Origin of the sequence: Methylocaldum sp. RMAD-M (genome assembly GCF_017832375.1) — a bacterium.
In the GTDB taxonomy this organism is placed as follows: Bacteria; Pseudomonadota; Gammaproteobacteria; order Methylococcales; family Methylococcaceae; genus Methylocaldum.
Genome location: NZ_JAFIBZ010000004.1, coordinates 139,883 through 155,521, shown reverse-complemented (window position 1 = coordinate 155,521; position 15,639 = coordinate 139,883). Strand labels below are relative to the sequence as shown.

At 60.8% G+C, this 15,639-nt stretch carries 17 protein-coding genes; 5 read left to right on the top strand and 12 right to left on the bottom strand.

The features are described from left to right. Positions 1–59: 59 nt before the first annotated feature. The 4 genes from JOD69_RS24535 to JOD69_RS05825 all read right to left on the bottom strand — a co-directional run bounded on the left by JOD69_RS24535 (position 60) and on the right by JOD69_RS05825 (position 3,835). Positions 60–2,471 carry a PAS domain S-box protein gene (locus JOD69_RS24535; RefSeq protein ID WP_086134847.1) on the bottom strand — a complete coding sequence of 804 codons (2,412 nt, stop codon included), beginning with the start codon at positions 2,469–2,471 and terminating at the stop codon, positions 60–62. 166 nt (positions 2,472–2,637) lie between these two features. Beyond that, a complete protein-coding gene (locus JOD69_RS05835; protein WP_077730929.1) occupies positions 2,638–3,039 on the bottom strand; it encodes an ATP-binding protein in 402 nt (133 codons plus the stop codon). Beyond that, positions 3,036–3,254 carry a hypothetical protein gene (locus JOD69_RS05830; protein WP_077730930.1) on the bottom strand — a complete coding sequence of 73 codons (219 nt, stop codon included), beginning with the start codon at positions 3,252–3,254 and terminating at the stop codon, positions 3,036–3,038. The genes JOD69_RS05835 and JOD69_RS05830 overlap by 4 nt, the downstream gene beginning before the upstream one ends. Positions 3,255–3,433: 179 nt before the next feature. Continuing rightward, a complete protein-coding gene (locus JOD69_RS05825) occupies positions 3,434–3,835 on the bottom strand; it encodes a hypothetical protein (RefSeq protein ID WP_077730931.1) in 402 nt (133 codons plus the stop codon). 760 nt (positions 3,836–4,595) lie between these two features. Here JOD69_RS05825 and JOD69_RS05820 point away from each other — a divergent pair. Continuing rightward, complete coding sequence (locus tag JOD69_RS05820) at positions 4,596–5,225, top strand: ribonuclease H family protein (protein ID WP_168175448.1); 630 nt, start codon at positions 4,596–4,598, stop codon at positions 5,223–5,225. A gap of 47 nt (positions 5,226–5,272) precedes the next feature. On the opposite strand, the gene JOD69_RS05815 is transcribed toward JOD69_RS05820, so the two are convergent. After that, positions 5,273–5,968, bottom strand: coding sequence for an SDR family oxidoreductase (locus JOD69_RS05815; protein WP_077730933.1), 696 nt, complete (start codon positions 5,966–5,968; stop codon positions 5,273–5,275). A gap of 421 nt (positions 5,969–6,389) precedes the next feature. Here JOD69_RS05815 and JOD69_RS05810 point away from each other — a divergent pair, with 421 nt between their 5' ends. After that, positions 6,390–6,620: a hypothetical protein gene (locus tag JOD69_RS05810; protein ID WP_205780798.1), complete on the top strand. Its 231-nt coding sequence runs from the start codon at positions 6,390–6,392 to the stop codon at positions 6,618–6,620. 140 nt (positions 6,621–6,760) lie between these two features. Here the strand turns inward: JOD69_RS05810 and JOD69_RS05805 are convergent, their stop codons facing one another. From JOD69_RS05805 to JOD69_RS05785, 6 genes are read right to left on the bottom strand one after another with little or no spacing between them, the layout of a single operon-like run. Further along, positions 6,761–7,744 (bottom strand): ribose-phosphate pyrophosphokinase, encoded by a 984-nt coding sequence (locus tag JOD69_RS05805; protein ID WP_210023814.1) that lies wholly within the window; start codon positions 7,742–7,744, stop codon positions 6,761–6,763. Next, positions 7,741–8,406 carry an alpha/beta family hydrolase gene (locus JOD69_RS24530; RefSeq protein WP_245245481.1) on the bottom strand — a complete coding sequence of 222 codons (666 nt, stop codon included), beginning with the start codon at positions 8,404–8,406 and terminating at the stop codon, positions 7,741–7,743. The genes JOD69_RS05805 and JOD69_RS24530 overlap by 4 nt, the downstream gene beginning before the upstream one ends. A 32-nt stretch (positions 8,407–8,438) precedes the next feature. Beyond that, positions 8,439–9,095 (bottom strand): phosphoribosyltransferase, encoded by a 657-nt coding sequence (locus JOD69_RS24525; protein WP_245245480.1) that lies wholly within the window; start codon positions 9,093–9,095, stop codon positions 8,439–8,441. Positions 9,096–9,150: 55 nt separating this feature from the next. Continuing rightward, positions 9,151–9,348 (bottom strand): hypothetical protein, encoded by a 198-nt coding sequence (locus JOD69_RS05795; RefSeq protein WP_210023813.1) that lies wholly within the window; start codon positions 9,346–9,348, stop codon positions 9,151–9,153. Between the two features lie 24 nt (positions 9,349–9,372). Next, positions 9,373–9,888, bottom strand: a complete 516-nt coding sequence (locus JOD69_RS05790) for a type 1 glutamine amidotransferase domain-containing protein (RefSeq protein ID WP_077730938.1) — start codon at positions 9,886–9,888, stop codon at positions 9,373–9,375. A 17-nt stretch (positions 9,889–9,905) separates the two neighbouring features. Then, entirely contained in the window at positions 9,906–10,664 is a 759-nt protein-coding gene (locus tag JOD69_RS05785; RefSeq protein ID WP_086134841.1) for a BON domain-containing protein, read from the bottom strand. A gap of 249 nt (positions 10,665–10,913) precedes the next feature. On the opposite strand from JOD69_RS05785, the gene JOD69_RS05780 reads away from it, so the two are divergent. Beyond that, positions 10,914–11,546 carry a hypothetical protein gene (locus tag JOD69_RS05780; protein WP_205781112.1) on the top strand — a complete coding sequence of 211 codons (633 nt, stop codon included), beginning with the start codon at positions 10,914–10,916 and terminating at the stop codon, positions 11,544–11,546. A gap of 27 nt (positions 11,547–11,573) precedes the next feature. After that, positions 11,574–12,479, top strand: a complete 906-nt coding sequence (locus JOD69_RS05775) for an alpha/beta hydrolase (RefSeq protein ID WP_086134840.1) — start codon at positions 11,574–11,576, stop codon at positions 12,477–12,479. 5 nt (positions 12,480–12,484) lie between these two features. Here the strand turns inward: JOD69_RS05775 and JOD69_RS05770 are convergent, their stop codons facing one another. Next, the gene (locus tag JOD69_RS05770) at positions 12,485–12,637 is read right to left on the bottom strand and encodes a hypothetical protein (protein WP_168183856.1); all 153 of its coding nucleotides are present in this window, start codon (positions 12,635–12,637) and stop codon (positions 12,485–12,487) included. Positions 12,638–12,664: 27 nt separating this feature from the next. On the opposite strand from JOD69_RS05770, the gene JOD69_RS05765 reads away from it, so the two are divergent. Then, positions 12,665–15,538: a discoidin domain-containing protein gene (locus tag JOD69_RS05765; protein ID WP_086134839.1), complete on the top strand. Its 2,874-nt coding sequence runs from the start codon at positions 12,665–12,667 to the stop codon at positions 15,536–15,538. Positions 15,539–15,639 lie beyond the last annotated feature (101 nt).

The following is a 15,639-nucleotide window of genomic DNA, read 5'->3' as shown; positions in this document are numbered from 1 at the left end:
CTTTGATAAGTCGAAAATCCAATCATTGGACCCCCGGCATTCGAAAAACGCTCCTCGGCTTAAAGTGCTTTCAGCACCACGAGAGAAATGTCGTCATCGAAGGACCGGCTTTGACAAAACACGCCGAGCTCGTCGACGATAATCTGGATCAGCTCTTGAGGGGATGCCTGAGCATGCGCGATAACGAGCTCGCAGAGACGGGATTCGCCGAAAAACTCCCCTTGTTTATTGCGCGCCTCGGTAATCCCATCGGTATAGAGAAGCACCATATCGCCCTCGTTCAAGGCGAGTGCTTTCTCTTCGAAGATCACTCCTTTCTTTACCCCCAAAATGAGCCCCTCGGCATCCAGTTCCGTGCAGTTCCGCTCGCCTTTACGCAGCAACAGCGGACGGTTGTGCCCCGCATTGGCGTAGCTGATCCGCCGGGTATCCGAACGGTAGCTCAGGTAGAACATGGAGATGAAAAAGCTGGCCTGGTTCAAATCCTCGAACAGGAGATCATTCAAGACCGACAGAGTCCTTTTTGCGCCGTTGCGGAGCCTCGCCTGTCCTTTCGCCATCCAGTCGGTTCCCATTTTCAGCGTGCTGCGGGTTTCGGCCATGATCAGAGCGGCGCCCACCGAGTGCCCGGACACGTCGGCGATCACGATATCGACCCCCTCTTCAGTGGCGAAATAGTCGAAATAATCGCCGCCGACATGGACCGCCGGCAGGCAATACCCTGCCACCTGAACGCCTTCCATCCGCAACGGAACGCTCGGCAAGAGGGACAACTGGATCTGCCTTGCGATTTCCATTTCGTGACGCTCTTCCTCGATGCGCCGCAATACCGTGACGTCGGTCTGGGTGCCGATAAAATGGGTCACCCGGCCGTTTTCGTCCCTCACCGGAGAAATGAACAGCTCGTTCCAAAACGGCGTGCCGTCCTTGCGGTAATTTTTCAGCGTCAGATGGCAATCACGCTCTTCCCATACGGCTTTCCGAATCTCCTCGATCGCCTTCGGATCGGTTTCCGGACCTTGCAGAAAGCGGGGATTCCACCCGACCACCTCGTCCCGGCTGCGGCCCGTCATCTGGATGAAGGCGGGATTGGCGTAGATGATGGGATTCCCCGGCTGATGGGGATCGGTGATGATGATACCCACGCTGGACGCGGCGATGGCCCGGTCCCTAAGCCTTAGGGCGTCCACGAAGCGTTTGCGTTCGGTAACGTCGTTATCCACCCCGCGCCACCTCAGCAAGTGGCCCCGGCTGTCGGAGAGCGGGATGCCGGTCGATTCGGTAAACACTTCGCGGCCGTCCTTATGCTGATACCGGTTGATCAGGCGAACAAAGGACTCTTCGCGAGCGATCAGTTCCGGTGCCAGCACCGCAGAGCGTTCTCTGTCTTCCGGGAAGAAGAGCTCGTAATAGGGTTTTCCGATGATTTCCTCGGCGTCATAACCGAGAATACTTTTAACCGCGGTGCTGGAATAGGTGTAGCGGCCTTCCGCATCCTGTTCCCAGATCCACTCGCAAGTCATATCGACGATCTGACGAAACCGGGCCTCGCTTTCCCGCAAAGACTCCTCGGCGACCTTGCTTTCGGTGATGTCCTCGACCATATCGATGGCGAATTGCAGTTCGCCCCTGAACCCGTAGGTTCCGGAAACGGTCTTGCGGACCCAGACCACCGTGCCGTTTTTCCGGATAAAGCGCTTTTCCAGGCTATAGTGCTTGTATTTCCCCTCGACCAAGCCCTTGAACCGCTGAATGCTGACTTCGAGATCGTCCGGGTAGCTCAGGTCGAAAATGACCCGGCCGTGCAGCTCCTCGGCACTAAAGCCCAGCATCTCCTGCAGGGCGAAATTGCATTCCCTGATCCTTCCGTTCTTGTCCAAGAGTGCGATGCCGATGCCGGCCCGCTCGAAAATCGCCCTGAACCGGGCTTCGCTTTCCCTGAGAGCGATTTCGGTGAGCTTGCGTTCGGCGATCTCCGCATGCAGGGTCGCTTTGGCCGTTGTAAGCTCCATGCTCTGCGTCTTCGCCTGCTTTTCCAGCTCGAGGTGACACATGCGCAAGGCTTCCTCGCTTTGGCTCAATTCGGCGATGGCTTGTTCCTTGTCGCGGTAGATCTCGGTCAGGCGCTTATTGGTCCTTTCCAAACTCTCGTTGAGCAGGCGCATTCGGGTCATGGCGTCATCATGGCTGCGCGACGTCCTTTCGAAAGGCGCGAGCGTCTCTCGAAAAAATACCTCCGCCTGCAATTCGACATCGACGCCTTCGGAAGGAGCGATGGCTCGAGCCGAAAGGCCCGCCAGCGCTTTATGATGAATCGCGGCCACCGCCGAGAGGCTCAAATTCTCCGCCACGGCCTGGCGTCCCAGCCGATAGGCCCGCAGTAAAGGATTTCCTTCCACGCCGGCCAAATAGTCGCGCAATGCTGCCGTGTATTGGGCCGCGAGTTCACTCTCGACCGTTTCGTCATTCATTGCATGTCTCCAAGACACGGCGGTACGGCATCTGGCCGGAAAAACGCTGCATTTTCACGGGGCAAAATAACGACTTGCTCGGCTATTGGACTCCCGGACCGCCGCTCAATTCAATCCGCCGGAAGTCGGCCTGCGGCGCTTCACCCATAGACCGCTGGACCGCAACCTACCGCACCCATTTCTTCATCGTCACGGTCGTCCCTTTCCCGACGTCGGACACGACCTCGAACTCGTCCATCAGCCGCTTGGCACCCGCCAGACCCAGCCCGGCTCCCCCGCTCGTCGAATATCCCTCCTGCATGGCCAATTCGACATCGGGAATACCCGGCCCATCGTCGCGGGCCACGACGACGATGCCCTGGCTGCCGTTCTTTTGAGCCTTGCTCAGAATGACTTCGCCTTTTCCGGCGTACTGAAGGATGTTGAGGGCCACCTCCGAGATGGCCATGGCGATAAAGCTTTGTTCGACCGACCAGAAGCCCAGCTCCGCCGCCAACAATCGGGCCTGCTGCCGAGCGATTAGAATTTGCGACTCCGAATCGATGGGTACGCGTATTCCGTCGATCATGAACGCGCCTCTCCGTTCGCTGCATCATTCATGTTTATGGCGTGAAGCGCTCCTACGGTTCTCTCTCCGATTCCGGCAAACGAATAACTTTTTGCCTGACGATCCGGATTATCGTCCGCTATTCCGCTCGGCCACGCCAGCACCGCCGGAGCCTCCAACAAAATGGCAATGGCCGTCGCCGAAAAAGGAAAGAGTACGATATCCGGGCGGTTCATTCGAATATCCGCCGCGGGCGCGGAATCTTGCACCCCGAAGCGGATTTCCGATGCGACACGGGCTCTTCCCGCAAAACCACGAATTGTCGTTCGCGCATCCGAACCGGGCCGGTCCGTTTCGGCGGGCCATCCGCCGGATAGAAAGACTCGTATCGACACGGATCCGGCTGACAGGCGTACTATCCGCGGGCGATCAGAGCCGCCAATACGAGTCCCGCAATGACATTCCCGCCGATGCTCACGAACAGCTCCCGCGTGAAAAAGGCCTGCGGTTGCATCTTGCCGAGCTTGGGATTCTTGTGCTTGGCGGTAATCTCGATGGTTCCGGCGGAGATGTTCCGTGCAATGGCCCGGACCCGATCGATGACCTCCGCCTCGGTATGCAGGGCGGGGTGATATTTGATCAGAAAGGTCCCCGTAGTGATGTTCGGTTCGGCATGGTAGATCCCCCTCGCCTGAGCGTCCCCGAGCAGGCTTTGCTTGAGCAGCTCGGCCATAGTCCGCTTATTTCTGATCAGAGGCACCCGGATGCGGATTCGGGCCGGGACCTTATTGTGAACGATCACAATCGTTTCGGGCATTGCGTGCCTCTCGAGCCGGAGTGAAAAAGCCGATGGCTTTTTTCAAAGTGATTTGATCATTCAGACATGAAAATGCGTGAAGAATGCCGCAAAACGCTCTTCGGTCTTTCGGCAGGGTCACGCTTGTCTGATCAGAGGCACCCGGATGCGGATTATGGATAATTTCTTGCGGGAGCGGGCCTTTCGACACAGCTCAAGACAGGCTTCAGCCCGCGATCGAAGGCGGTTGGCGGGCATTCGTCATTCGAGCCGCCGGGTTCTTGTTCGACATAAAAAAGCCGGGGCTTCCAAACCCCGGCTTTTTATGCGCGTATGGCGCGAACGCTTGCTCATTGTTTGTCCTTATCGTCCATCCGGTCGTAATTCTTCAGGCAGAACCCGATGGACCCGCCGGTGGTGCCGAAAAATACCAATGCCAAGAATATTTCAACGCTCGTCATAGTGATTTCCCCTTGCTGATGTACATCCAGTTAGTATCAGTATCGTCACGATTGTTCCTTTTGTTTAATAACGATTTCTTATGGATTAGATCAGATAGTTTAATTAAACATCATAAAAGTCTTTTTATTTACGATAATGTTTCCATTTTCGAAATAATCCAGACATGAAAAACCAACGGCCGTTGGCTTTACCAAGGAGAGCAGGCACTAGACCGTTTTCGAAAACGCTAGGAAAAAACGCGAGTCGCGAAATCAGCGTCCGGCGGCGTCTGTGGGCGTGGGCGGGAAAACTTGCTCCCTCTTCCCGACTCCAACCGGTGATGAATACCAGTCGCAACGAATCCCGACATCTCAACCGGATGATCGATGGGCTGCTCGACGCGGACTCGGATACGGCCGAGCTGATCGCTGCGGCCAAGCAGGCAGGTCCGGCAGCGCTAGCCGAACGCATCCGGCAGCGCAGCGCGCGGCAGGTGCGCCTACAACCCGCGCGGGCGCAAACGATCCTGCAAATCCGCGATCGCCTGATTTGGCTGGTTTATGCGAGCCCGCTTCCCCCGGAAGGATTTTCAGCCTGGTGCGACGGCTCGAGCGTCCGCACGGCTTCGGGCGCAGCGAACGGAATCGGGGCGATCGTGACCGATGCTCATGGAGAAGTCGTGGCGAAGAGCGCCGGGCGGGTGCCGTCCGTTCTCCCACCCTTCGAAACCGAGATCGGGGCGTTGGAACGGGCTTTGGAGCTGGCATTGGAGTCCCGCGGGACCGTTCTCCGAGTGCACACCGACTGCCCCGCTCTGGTTCAGCTCTGGCAGCGGCACCCGCACGATCATCGATTCGCCGCAATCCGCCGTTTGGCCCGTCGGTTCGAGCGGCTCGACCTGTGCGCAGTGCCGCGAGAGCACAATCAAGCTGCCCATCGCTTGGCGAAAGCCGCCGCGAGCGCTATATGACTCCGGTTCCGAGGAGCGGTCGGCATCGCACGAGCCGGGCGCATTTCTTACCAGGGGATCTCGGTGCCGTCATAGCGAAAGAAACGGCCGGTATCCGCCAGCGTGAACTTGTCGATGAGCTTTCGCATGCCGCGCACGCTTTCTTCCGGCGTCAAAGGCGCGCCGGTGCCGCCCATCCGAGTCCCCACCCAGCCGGGGTGAAATAGAAGCACGCCGATGTTCAACGGCTTGAGTTCCAGCGAGAGTCCCTTCATCACCGCGTTCAGCGCGGCCTTGCTGGATCGGTAGAAGTAACTGCCGGGGCTGTCGATCTCGGCAATGGAGCCCATATGACTGGTGATCGCCACCACCAACCGCTTTTCGCTGCGCGCCAGAGATTCGACGAATGCCTTGGTGATGCGGAGCGGACCCATGGTGTTGACCTGAAACGTGTATGCCCAGTCATCGTAATTGAGGGGCGCGTTCAAGGGCAGGTATTTCTCGGTATAAACCCCGGCATTGTTGAGCAGGAGATCGATGGGCGTTTCCCGCAGTTCCTCGGCTAAGGCAACGATCCGGCCGGCGTTCGTCACGTCCAGCTGGTGGATGCGCACGGCTCTGTAACGGTCCGCCAACCGCGCCAATTCATCCGCCTCGTCGGGGTATCGGCAGGTAGCGAAGACCTGCCATCCGGCCTGGGCGTATTGGCGGCACCATTCCAGCCCCAATCCGCGGTTGCTCCCCGTGATGAGAACGCTTGTCATGACGCTCGAAACTCCAGTTGCCGTAAGAATTCCACGATAGGACTTCCTCAACTGAGACCGCCGGATTCCCATGCGAGTTCGCGGCCGGCGCCGTCATAAGACTCACCGGCCAGACCAAACTCGTCGGCCCTGAGCCGGTCTAATTTTATCCGGCGTTCGAGTGAACATTCATCGTAGGATGGGTAGAGCGAAGCGAAACCCATCGATGGCGGGTTAGCCCTTCGACAGGCTCAGGACAGGCTCCGCGTAACCCACCGACCCTTCGACTTGGCTCAGGACAGGTCCGAGGCCGCTCGGCGGGTTACGGCCTGACGGCCTAACTACAAACATGAATCCCTTCTCGAAAACGGCTTGGAATAAGTTCGACCGAGGTCGGCTTGTTCCCATTCGAACATCGGTCCAAACGGCAGAGGACAGGGCTATGGCCAGAGGAAGTAAAGAAAAGTACACCGAGAAGCAGAAACGGCAGGCTCGGCACATCGAGGAAGGTTACGAATCGCGCGGCGTCCCCGAAGAGGAAGCCGAGCGGCGCGCGTGGGCCACGGTGAACAAAATTCACGGCGGCGGGAAAAAGCGGGGCGGCAGCGGTCACGGAAAAGAGGAGGATCGCGAGCCGACGCGCAAAGGCGGACATAAAGGCGGCAAACATTAAACCGGGCTGGCGTTTATCGGTCCAAGCTCAGGTTCGCAGGTCGGCAATCCTTTGCCGACAAGCCTGCGTGCCGACCCGTTAACGTCGGGAAAGGATTCCCGACTTACTTGTTGGGCGCTCAGCGGTTTCGGCCGGCTCTTTCAATCCCCCATCAACCCGCTGACGGAACCGCCGGCATGGATCTGCCGGACGGCTTCCGCGAACAGCGGCGCGATCGGGATGACCGTCAGCTTCCCCTGAGCCGTTTCCCGAGGAAGCCTGAAAAGCGGAACGCTGTCGGTGACGGCCAGGCTGTCCAGGACGGGACCGGCCACGACATTCGCAGCCTCGCCGACGAACAGCCCGTGGGTTGCGGCGACATGGACGGCTAAGGCGCCTTGTTCGCGGCAAACCTGGGCGGCACGCGCTACGGTGCCGCCGGTGCTGATCATGTCATCGACGATGAGGGCCGTTTTGCCGCGCACATTTCCCGCCAGAACCGCACCGCGTACCGTGTCATCGCTGCGGTACTTTTCCATGAGGGCGCTGCCGACAGTCGCGCCGAGCCGCCGGGCCAATTTGCGGCGGAAGCTCTCTGCCCGTTTGAGCCCACCTGCGTCGGGCGAGACCACGGCCACGTCTCCGTGGAGTTTCGCCGCGAAATGCTCGATCAGCAGCTTCCCGGCTTCCAAATGGTCGGTTCGGCAGCGGAAGGCATTCTGAAAACCCGCCAGATCGTGGACGTCGAGGGTGATGACCCGGTCCGTGCCCGCAGCCTCGAACAGCTGCGCCACATAACGCAGCGTGACCGGTTCGCGCGGCCGGGTTTTCCGGTCGGCTCGAGCATAAGCAAGGTACGGCACGACCGCGGTCACCGAGGCGGCGGACGCATCCTTGAGCGCACCGACAAAAAACCACAGGCGGCACAGTTTGTCGTTGACGGTCTTGCCGGGCTCGTCGTACAGCGATTGCACCACGAATACGTCGGAGTCCCGCACGTTCTCGGCCGGATACGCCTTGTGCTCGCCGTCGTCGAAATCTTTTTCCTCGACTAAGGACAAGTCAGAACCCAATGCGCGGGCGATGTTTTCTCCCAATGTCCGGCTTTCGCTCAGCGCGAACAGGCGAAGCGGGCCGCGGTTCATCGGCGCAGATACTTCAGGAACCAGTCGCGGGCGAGTTCTTCCACCTTTTCCAGCGTGCCGGGTTCCTCGAACAGATGGGTCGCGCCGGGGACGATCTCCAGCCGGTTCACGGCATTCATGCGCTCCGCCGCCAAGCGGTTGAGCTCGATGACCACATCGTCGTAACCGCCGACGATCAGGAGCGTGGGTGCCAGAACCTCGGGCAATCGCTCCTCCGCGAGATCCGGCCGTCCGCCCCGCGATACCACGGCCGCCACCGATTCCGGACGCTCGGCCGCGGCCCGGAGCGCCGCCGCCGCACCGGTGCTGGCGCCGAACAATCCGAAGGAAAGGTCGGTGGTCAATTCGTATTGCGTGGCCCAGTCGATCGCGCCCACCAGGCGGTCGGTCAAAAGACCGATGTCGAAACGGAATTGACGGGTGTACTGGTCGACCTCGTGTTCCTCCGCGGTGAGAAGATCGAACAGCAGCGTAGCGAGGTCGGCGCGGTTGAGGAAATCGGCGACGGCCTGGTTGCGCGGGCTGAACCGGCTGCTCCCGCTGCCGTGGGCGAAGATCACGAGTCCTTGAGGTTGGTCCGGAATGAACAGCGAGCCGGACAGCGTCACGCCCGCCGGACCTACCGGAAATTCAATGGAATCCGAGGGTGCGGCTTGATTCATCTCTTCATCTCCCTGCCGAACAAAAAGCTTGTTTAATCCGATGTCTCCTCCCAGGCTCGGGTAAGAATCTCCCGAACCTCGTCGTCGGTGGTCTGGGAAAAGTCCCGGTATCCTTGACCTACCGCAAAAAACGGCTCGGGAGTCGTCAGACAGACCACCTCGTCGACTTCGGCGCGCAAACGCTCCACCGTATCCGTGGGAGCCAGCGGCACGGCGACCACGACGCAAGCCGGGTTTCGCTGGCGCAGGGCGGCGAGGCCGGCGCGCATGGTCGCTCCCGTGGCGATGCCGTCGTCCACCACGATGATGCAGCGGTTCTCGATATCGGGGTACGGACGATCACCCCGGTAAAGCCGCTCGCGGCGCTCCAGTTCCTGGCGCTCTTTCGCGGCGGCGTTCTCGATAACTTCGTCGCTGATCCGGTAGATCGATACCACATCGCGGTTCAGGACGGAGGCGCCTCCGCTGGCGATCGCGCCCATGGCCAACTCCGGATTGCCGGGTGTTCCGAGCTTTCGCACGATCAAGAGGTCCAAGGGCGCTTTCAGGGCACGGGCAACTTCGTACGCCACGGGCACCCCTCCGCGGGGCAGGGCGAGCACGATCAGGTCGGAACGGCCGGCATAAGCGCCCAAAGCCTGCGCCAGCTGGCGTCCGGCATCCGTGCGGTTTTCGAAAAGTGTATCCATAGGATTTACGAGCACTGCTGAAGACACCGGGTTTCATCGCTAGCCCCGGTTGCGTTTAAGGTATTTCCAAGCGTCCGCCGTCGCGCCACTCGCTCAACTGTTCCGCGCCGATCCGCAGTTTTTGCCTTAGCGCCTCGATCCGCTCCTTTTGCTCGAGCCGGGTCGCTGGCCACGCTTCCAGCCGGTCGAGTTCGGCTTGCCATTCCTCCATTTGCATTTGGAGTTCCCGCAAGCGGGCTTGTTCGGTATTCATGGCTGTTCCGGTAATTCTTCCGTATCAACGAGAAGCCCTGTTTTTCAGGAGCTTCATGAATTCCCGCATGAACGCCGGGAGATCCGCGGGTTGTCTCGACGTTACCAGATTGCCGTCCACGACGACCTCCCGGTCTTCATAATGGGCTCCGGCTTGCCTCATTTCGTCCGCGACGGCCCGATAACAAGTGGCGTGCCGATTTTTCAGCACACCGGCCGAAATCAGGATCTGCGGCCCGTGGCAAACGGCCGCTACCGGCCGATCGTTCTGCATGAAAGCCTTGGCGATCGCCAAGGCCGAGGGTTCCTCCCGCAATGCGGCCGGCGCTTTGCCGCCGGGGAGCAGAAGAACGTCGTAATCTTGCGGAACGATTTCCGAAAGCTTCTTGTCGACCGCCACTTCGTAGCCGTGCTTGCCGATGATCGTCCCGGTTTTGTCGGAAGCGATCTCGACCGGAATTCCCTCCTCTTTCAGCCGGTAGTACGGCACGAGGAGTTCGGCATCCTCGAAATAGTCTGAACTGAGTATGAGGACTTTCATCCTGAGTCTCTCTTCTCTTAATGGAGCGCTTCCTCCCGTTCGGACGGGGGAGGCTGTTGGGTCGTCTCGGGCGCGGGGCGAGGCGATTGAATTGCTTCGGGACGGTAGCCCTCGGCGACGCTCGGTCCGCTCGTGAGCGGTTTGTTGGTCAGTGCCCGCAGAATCAGGGTGGAACCCGCCAAACCCAAAACGGCCGTAAGCGGACTCGCATGCCGTAGGGCATTGATCGCCAGGGTGGTTCCGGTGGCGCCGGCGATCAGCCGGGTGGCCGGCGCCCAGTTCTCCTGCAGGATGTCCGGGCGTATCCGGCGGCGCGGAACTCCGCCCTGAAGTTCGGGGATCTGCTCCGCGGTCTCATGTACTTCCAGCCGATCGTCCACACCCCTGACGCCACGTACCGAGGCCACACACCGGTAGAGCGGTTTGTGTTCATGCGCCAGTACCGGACCGGAGAGCGTCACAAAACCGTCCTGCACCTTGACGTCGATGACTTTGGGATGGGAGACCACCCGTCCGATATTGGACCGTACCCTATCAACCAGCAAGTCGTCCGGGACAGGCCCCGCCGTCAGCCACCCGTTGAGCTCCGCGATCATGCCGACCGCGCGATTGCGAAGGTCGCGCAGGGCCACCTGAAACGCGTCATCGAATCGGTTCATGCTGCTCGTCGTCTTGTCGCGGAGAACGGCCCGGCGATATCGCCCGCGATCCGGGTCGAGCAAATACATCAACGCGGCCCCCACGGCCGCCCCGTACAGTGTTGAGTTCCGCTTCATGGCATTCTCCTCGGAGTGTTCCGTACTGCGCTCGCCTGACTAATCAGACTCGTCTCCCGAAAGGGAGTTGCACGCGAGTGTTACCGAAATGAAAAAGGCGGCCGAACGGATTGCGGGTGATTCGTAAATTCCATCGGCTATTCGACGATCACCGTGCGAAGTGGCGCGATCGAGCACGCCGCGCGACCGACAGGAGCATACGGATGAGGCCGGCGTCTAAACAAAGAAGACGATCTGAAAGGATGTGTGATGTCCGAACCGAAAGCCATTGCCGCAACGATCGAAACCGTGGTGCCCGGGGTCTGGCGCTGGTCCGTGCAGGATGATCGTATCGGTTACGAGAGCGATGCACATGCCATCGCGGCGGGCGATCGCATAGTCCTTATCGATCCCTTGAGGGTCGAGACAGCGGTCCTCGAACGCTTAGGGCCGGTGGAGGCGATTTGCCTCACCGCCGCCTGCCATCAGCGGGCCGCCTGGCATTACCGCCGTCGTTTGGGTGTGAAGGTGTATGCGCCCGACGGCACGCGGCCCATGGACGAGGAACCGGACCTGCGCTACCGGGCAGGCGATGTGCTGCCGGGGGGCCTTCGGGCGATCCACACGCCGGGACCCGAAACCGCGCATTACGCCTTCTTGTCACCCCAGCCGCCCGGCATCCTGTTTTGCCCGGATCTTCTGTCGCACGGAGCCGGCGACGTCTTGGCCTTTGTGCCGGCCGAGTATCACGAGAACCCGGCGCTAACCCGGCAGAGCGTGCGGAATTTGCTGGACCTGGACTTCGCGGTGCTCTGCTTCGACCATGGCCGCCCCCTTCTCGACGAGCCCAAGGCCGCGCTGCGGGCCCTCCTCGCCGAGAAGCCGGGGACCTCGCACAGCTGACTTCCGCGCAGTAGCTATCGATAACGTATGGCACCCGGAGAGGCATCATCCCAGCACTGGAATCACCGCTATGCGGTAGTCAACGGAATACGCCTGCACTGGGTGGAAGCCGGAACCGGGCCTCTCGTCGTGTTGCTGCACGGATTTCCGGAATTCTGGTACTCATGGCGTCACCAAATCCCGGCACTGGCGGAAGCGGGTTTTCGCGCGGTCGCCCCGGATCTCCGCGGCTATAACGAGTCCGAAAAACCCGCTGGGATCAGGCGTTATCGCCTGGAAATCCTGGCGGATGACGTGCTCGCGATCATTCACGCGCTGGGCCAAGAGCGATGCGCGGTGGTCGGACATGATTGGGGCGGTGCCATCGCCTGGTTTCTGGCCATGCGCCATCCGCAGGCGGTAGAGAATTTGATCGTCCTGAATGCCCCGCATCCGGAACGTTTCTTTCAGGAACTCAGGACGCCGGCGCAGTTGCGGAAGTCCTGGTACGTATTCTTCTTCCAGCTCCCGTGGCTGCCCGAAAGGCTGATTCGAGCGGATGATTATGCCGGATTAGGCCGGATATTGCGGACCGATCCGGTGCGGCCCGATGCGTTCACCGAAGCCGACATTCAGTGCTACAAGCAAGCCCTGGCGCAGCCGGGCGCGCTGACTGCGGCGATTCATTATTACCGTGCCCTGTTCCGCCGCAACCTTCTCCGATTCCGGCGGCAGATCCGCCCCATTCATGCGCCGACACTTTTGATCTGGGGTGCGCAGGATCGCTATCTCGGTATCGGGCTGACCCAGGGTTTGGAACGATGGGTTCCGAATATCCGGGTCGAACGCATCCCCGAGGCGAGTCACTGGGTTCAGGCGGACGCGCCCGAGCGTGTCAACTCGTTGATCATTGGCTTTCTTCGAAAACAAGGGCATGGCATGGGGCGAAGTTGACGTCTTCACCGGTATTCCGTGCGCAGTGGATGTGCCGAGGATTCGGCTATCTCTTTCTGCACGAAACTGTGGCGCAAGAATACCTCGAGCCGCCTGCCGCGGAAGGGTGAAGCCAGCAGTCGGATCAGCGCTGCAATGGTGTTAATCTTCTGAGCCAACTCACTACACCCGACTGCGGAGTGCGCATGAATGTCCCCTACAAAGGCCGATGGACGGTGACTGCCAGCGGCGGCGATCCCCGAGCCGCCATCGACGACTCCTACTCGACGCGATGGGTCTCCGAACCGTCGGTGGCCCCCTGGCTCGAGATCGATTTCGGCCGGATCGCGATCCTCGGAGGACTCGAGGTTTACTGGGGCAGGCATGCGCCCAAGGTATATTCTTTCGGGTCCTCGCTCGACGGCGAAGCGTGGACGCCTCTTTGTGCCACCCGCCACGGCGAGGGCGGTCAAGACGTCTTCGCGTTTCCGCCGACGGAGGCTCGATTCGTGCGCTGGACTTGCGCCGATCCGGAGCCGGAGCGGGGCCTCGAAATCGTCGAAATCAACCTGTACGGTCCGGGCGAGGCCGCGTCGGTGCAAGAGCCGGGGCGAATCGCGGCGTTGGGCCGTGGGCCGGTCAAGATTCCTCCAGGCGAGAGCATTACCGTCGATTTCGGGTATACGCGATCGCCGCTCGGCGTGCTGGTCCAATGGGGAGAGACTTACGGAACCGACTTTTCGGTCGAGCTTTCCGACGACGGCGAGAACTTTCGGGAGGTCGGCCGCATCATCCTCGGCAACGGCGACTACGACAGCTTTTATTGGCGATCCACCACGAGCCGCTATCTGCGCTTCACGGTTCACGAGGCAAGCAGTCCGGAAGGGGCTGTCGTCGACGAACTCAAGCTCCGCATCCTGAACAAGGACAGAATGCCGATCGGCCAACTGGAGCGCGCGGCGCAAGTGGCGCGCAGCGATCTTTATCCGCAGGCTCTTCTGGAGCGGCAGGTCTATTGGACCGTGCTCGGGGAGATCGATCGGTCCGAGGATGCCCTTTTCGACGAATACGGCAATCTCGAGCCCCGCCCCGGTTCCGGCCAACTCATGCCGTTGTTTCGACTGGACGGAACGCTTCACGGCGCGCCCGGCGCTTCCGCGATCACTCAAACGCTGGCCGACGGCGCGCTGCCCATTCCTTCCGTCGCGTGGTCGGCGCGGGAGGTGGAACTTAGGGCGACCGCCCTCGCCGATGCAGGGCAAGCGATAGTCGAGTACCGCATCACGAACCGCGCCGGCGTGCCGCAGCAAGGGGCGCTCGTCCTCGCGCTGCGCCCCGCCCAAATCAACCCGTATTGGCAACACGGCGGACACGCGATCATCAACTCGATAGCCATCGACGGAAAGGAGGTTCGGGTCAACGATGGGTGGTATGCCGGTTTTTCGAGTGCCCCCGATGTCGCGACGATCGCCGAATTTCACGACGGAGACGTGGTGAAACTGATCGAGAACCAGCCGCAGCACACCGAACGCTGCTTGCATTCCGATTCCGGTCTCCTGAGTGCCGCATGCGAGTTCGACTTTTCCCTGGATCCGGGCGAGACCGCTTCCTTCGTCGTATCGGCTCCGCTCAGGGACGGTATCGCACCCGACACGGAGGTCGACTTCGCCAGCATTCGCGAGAAGGTCGCTCGAGTTTGGCGCGAGAAGATCGGCCCGCGCAGAATTACGGTGGGAGACCGCGAAGTCAGCGATACGGTCGAGGCACAGACGGGACTCATCCTGGTGAACGCCACCCGCTATGCCTTCAAGCCCGGTCCGCGCAATTACGACCGAACCTGGATACGCGACGGCTCCTCGCAAGCCCTCGCCCTGCTCTACGCCGGTTTGATCGAAGAGGCCGAGCGCTACGTGCTGTGGTACTCGAAACGCATCTACGACAACGGCATGGTCCCGCCTATCCTCAATCCCGACGGCAGCGTGAACCGCGGCTACGGCAGCGACATCGAATTCGACGCCCAGGGCCAGTTCGTGGCGATCGCAGCCGACACCTATCGCTTCAGCCGGGATCGCGCCTTTCTCGAAGCCATTTTCGAACCCGTCGTCCGGGCCACCCGATTCATCGAGGAACTCTGCGCGCGAACCAATGCGCTGCACGGGCCCGAAACGCGGTTCCATGGGCTTTTGGCGCCATCCATCAGCCACGAGGGTTACAACAAGCCGACCTACAGCTACTGGGATAACTTTTTCGCGTTGCGGGCGTGGCGCGACTGCGCCTATCTGGCCGCCGAGATCGGCGATGCGGAAATCGCGAACCTGGCCGAAACCAAGGAACAGGAGTTCGCCGCAAACCTGGCCCGCTCATTGCGAATGACGACCGAAGAGCTCGGTTCGGGGCTGGTCCATGCCTCCGCCGATCGCGAGGATGTCGATCCCACGTCGACCTCCATCGCTTTCGAACCCTGCCGTGTGGAGGATGTGCTTCCGGCGGAGTACATTCAGGCAACCTACGATCTGTATCTCGACCATCTCGAACTCATTCGCGCGCCCGACTTCCAAGGGGGCTTTACGCCGTACGAGATTCGCAATCTGAACGCGCTCGTGGCGCTGGGTCGAACCGAGGAGGCCTTCCGGCTCCTCGGGGATGCGCTCACCTGGCGAAGACCCGCCGGTTGGCGTCATTGGGCCGAGGTCGTCTGGGCCGACCCGCGCGTGCCGGACTATATCGGCGATATGCCTCACACCTGGATCGGCGCCGAATTCGCCACCGCGATCCGCCGCATGTTGGTTAGGGAAAACGGCGGCACGCTCGAACTTTTTCGAGCCGTCCCCGATGCCTGGTGGGAAGGCGAAGGCATTACGCTGAACGAGCTACCGACCTGCTTCGGAACAGTCAGTCTCAAAGCCCGCCGCAACGAATCGCGGGTAACGGTCGATCTGAGCGTGACCGGAACCGCGCCGAAACGGATCGTCCTTCGCTATCCCGGCGCGCGGCAAGCCCACGCCGACGGCAAACCGTGCGAGATCGACGGCGATCTCATCAAGGCACCGAATCTGAACCGGCTCGTGATCGATCTGTAGACTTGTAGGGTGGGTTAGCGAAGCGTAACCCACCGACCCTTCGACTTGGTTCAGGACAGGTCCGAGGCCGCTCGGTGGGTTACGGCCTCGCGGCCTAACCC

Excerpts from the sequence above, each read along its gene's own strand:
- JOD69_RS24535 (WP_086134847.1), bottom strand. The coding sequence starts at position 2,471 with ATGAATGACGAAACGGTCGAGAGTGAACTCGCGGCCCAATACACGGCA.
- JOD69_RS05835 (WP_077730929.1), bottom strand. The coding sequence starts at position 3,039 with ATGATCGACGGAATACGCGTACCCATCGATTCGGAGTCGCAAATTCTA.
- JOD69_RS05830 (WP_077730930.1), bottom strand. The coding sequence starts at position 3,254 with ATGAACCGCCCGGATATCGTACTCTTTCCTTTTTCGGCGACGGCCATT.
- JOD69_RS05825 (WP_077730931.1), bottom strand. The coding sequence starts at position 3,835 with ATGCCCGAAACGATTGTGATCGTTCACAATAAGGTCCCGGCCCGAATC.
- JOD69_RS05820 (WP_168175448.1), top strand. The coding sequence starts at position 4,596 with ATGAATACCAGTCGCAACGAATCCCGACATCTCAACCGGATGATCGAT.
- JOD69_RS05815 (WP_077730933.1), bottom strand. The coding sequence starts at position 5,968 with ATGACAAGCGTTCTCATCACGGGGAGCAACCGCGGATTGGGGCTGGAA.
- JOD69_RS05810 (WP_205780798.1), top strand. The coding sequence starts at position 6,390 with ATGGCCAGAGGAAGTAAAGAAAAGTACACCGAGAAGCAGAAACGGCAG.
- JOD69_RS05805 (WP_210023814.1), bottom strand. The coding sequence starts at position 7,744 with ATGAACCGCGGCCCGCTTCGCCTGTTCGCGCTGAGCGAAAGCCGGACA.
- JOD69_RS24530 (WP_245245481.1), bottom strand. The coding sequence starts at position 8,406 with ATGAATCAAGCCGCACCCTCGGATTCCATTGAATTTCCGGTAGGTCCG.
- JOD69_RS24525 (WP_245245480.1), bottom strand. The coding sequence starts at position 9,095 with ATGGATACACTTTTCGAAAACCGCACGGATGCCGGACGCCAGCTGGCG.
- JOD69_RS05795 (WP_210023813.1), bottom strand. The coding sequence starts at position 9,348 with ATGAATACCGAACAAGCCCGCTTGCGGGAACTCCAAATGCAAATGGAG.
- JOD69_RS05790 (WP_077730938.1), bottom strand. The coding sequence starts at position 9,888 with ATGAAAGTCCTCATACTCAGTTCAGACTATTTCGAGGATGCCGAACTC.
- JOD69_RS05785 (WP_086134841.1), bottom strand. The coding sequence starts at position 10,664 with ATGAAGCGGAACTCAACACTGTACGGGGCGGCCGTGGGGGCCGCGTTG.
- JOD69_RS05780 (WP_205781112.1), top strand. The coding sequence starts at position 10,914 with ATGTCCGAACCGAAAGCCATTGCCGCAACGATCGAAACCGTGGTGCCC.
- JOD69_RS05775 (WP_086134840.1), top strand. The coding sequence starts at position 11,574 with ATGGCACCCGGAGAGGCATCATCCCAGCACTGGAATCACCGCTATGCG.
- JOD69_RS05765 (WP_086134839.1), top strand. The coding sequence starts at position 12,665 with ATGAATGTCCCCTACAAAGGCCGATGGACGGTGACTGCCAGCGGCGGC.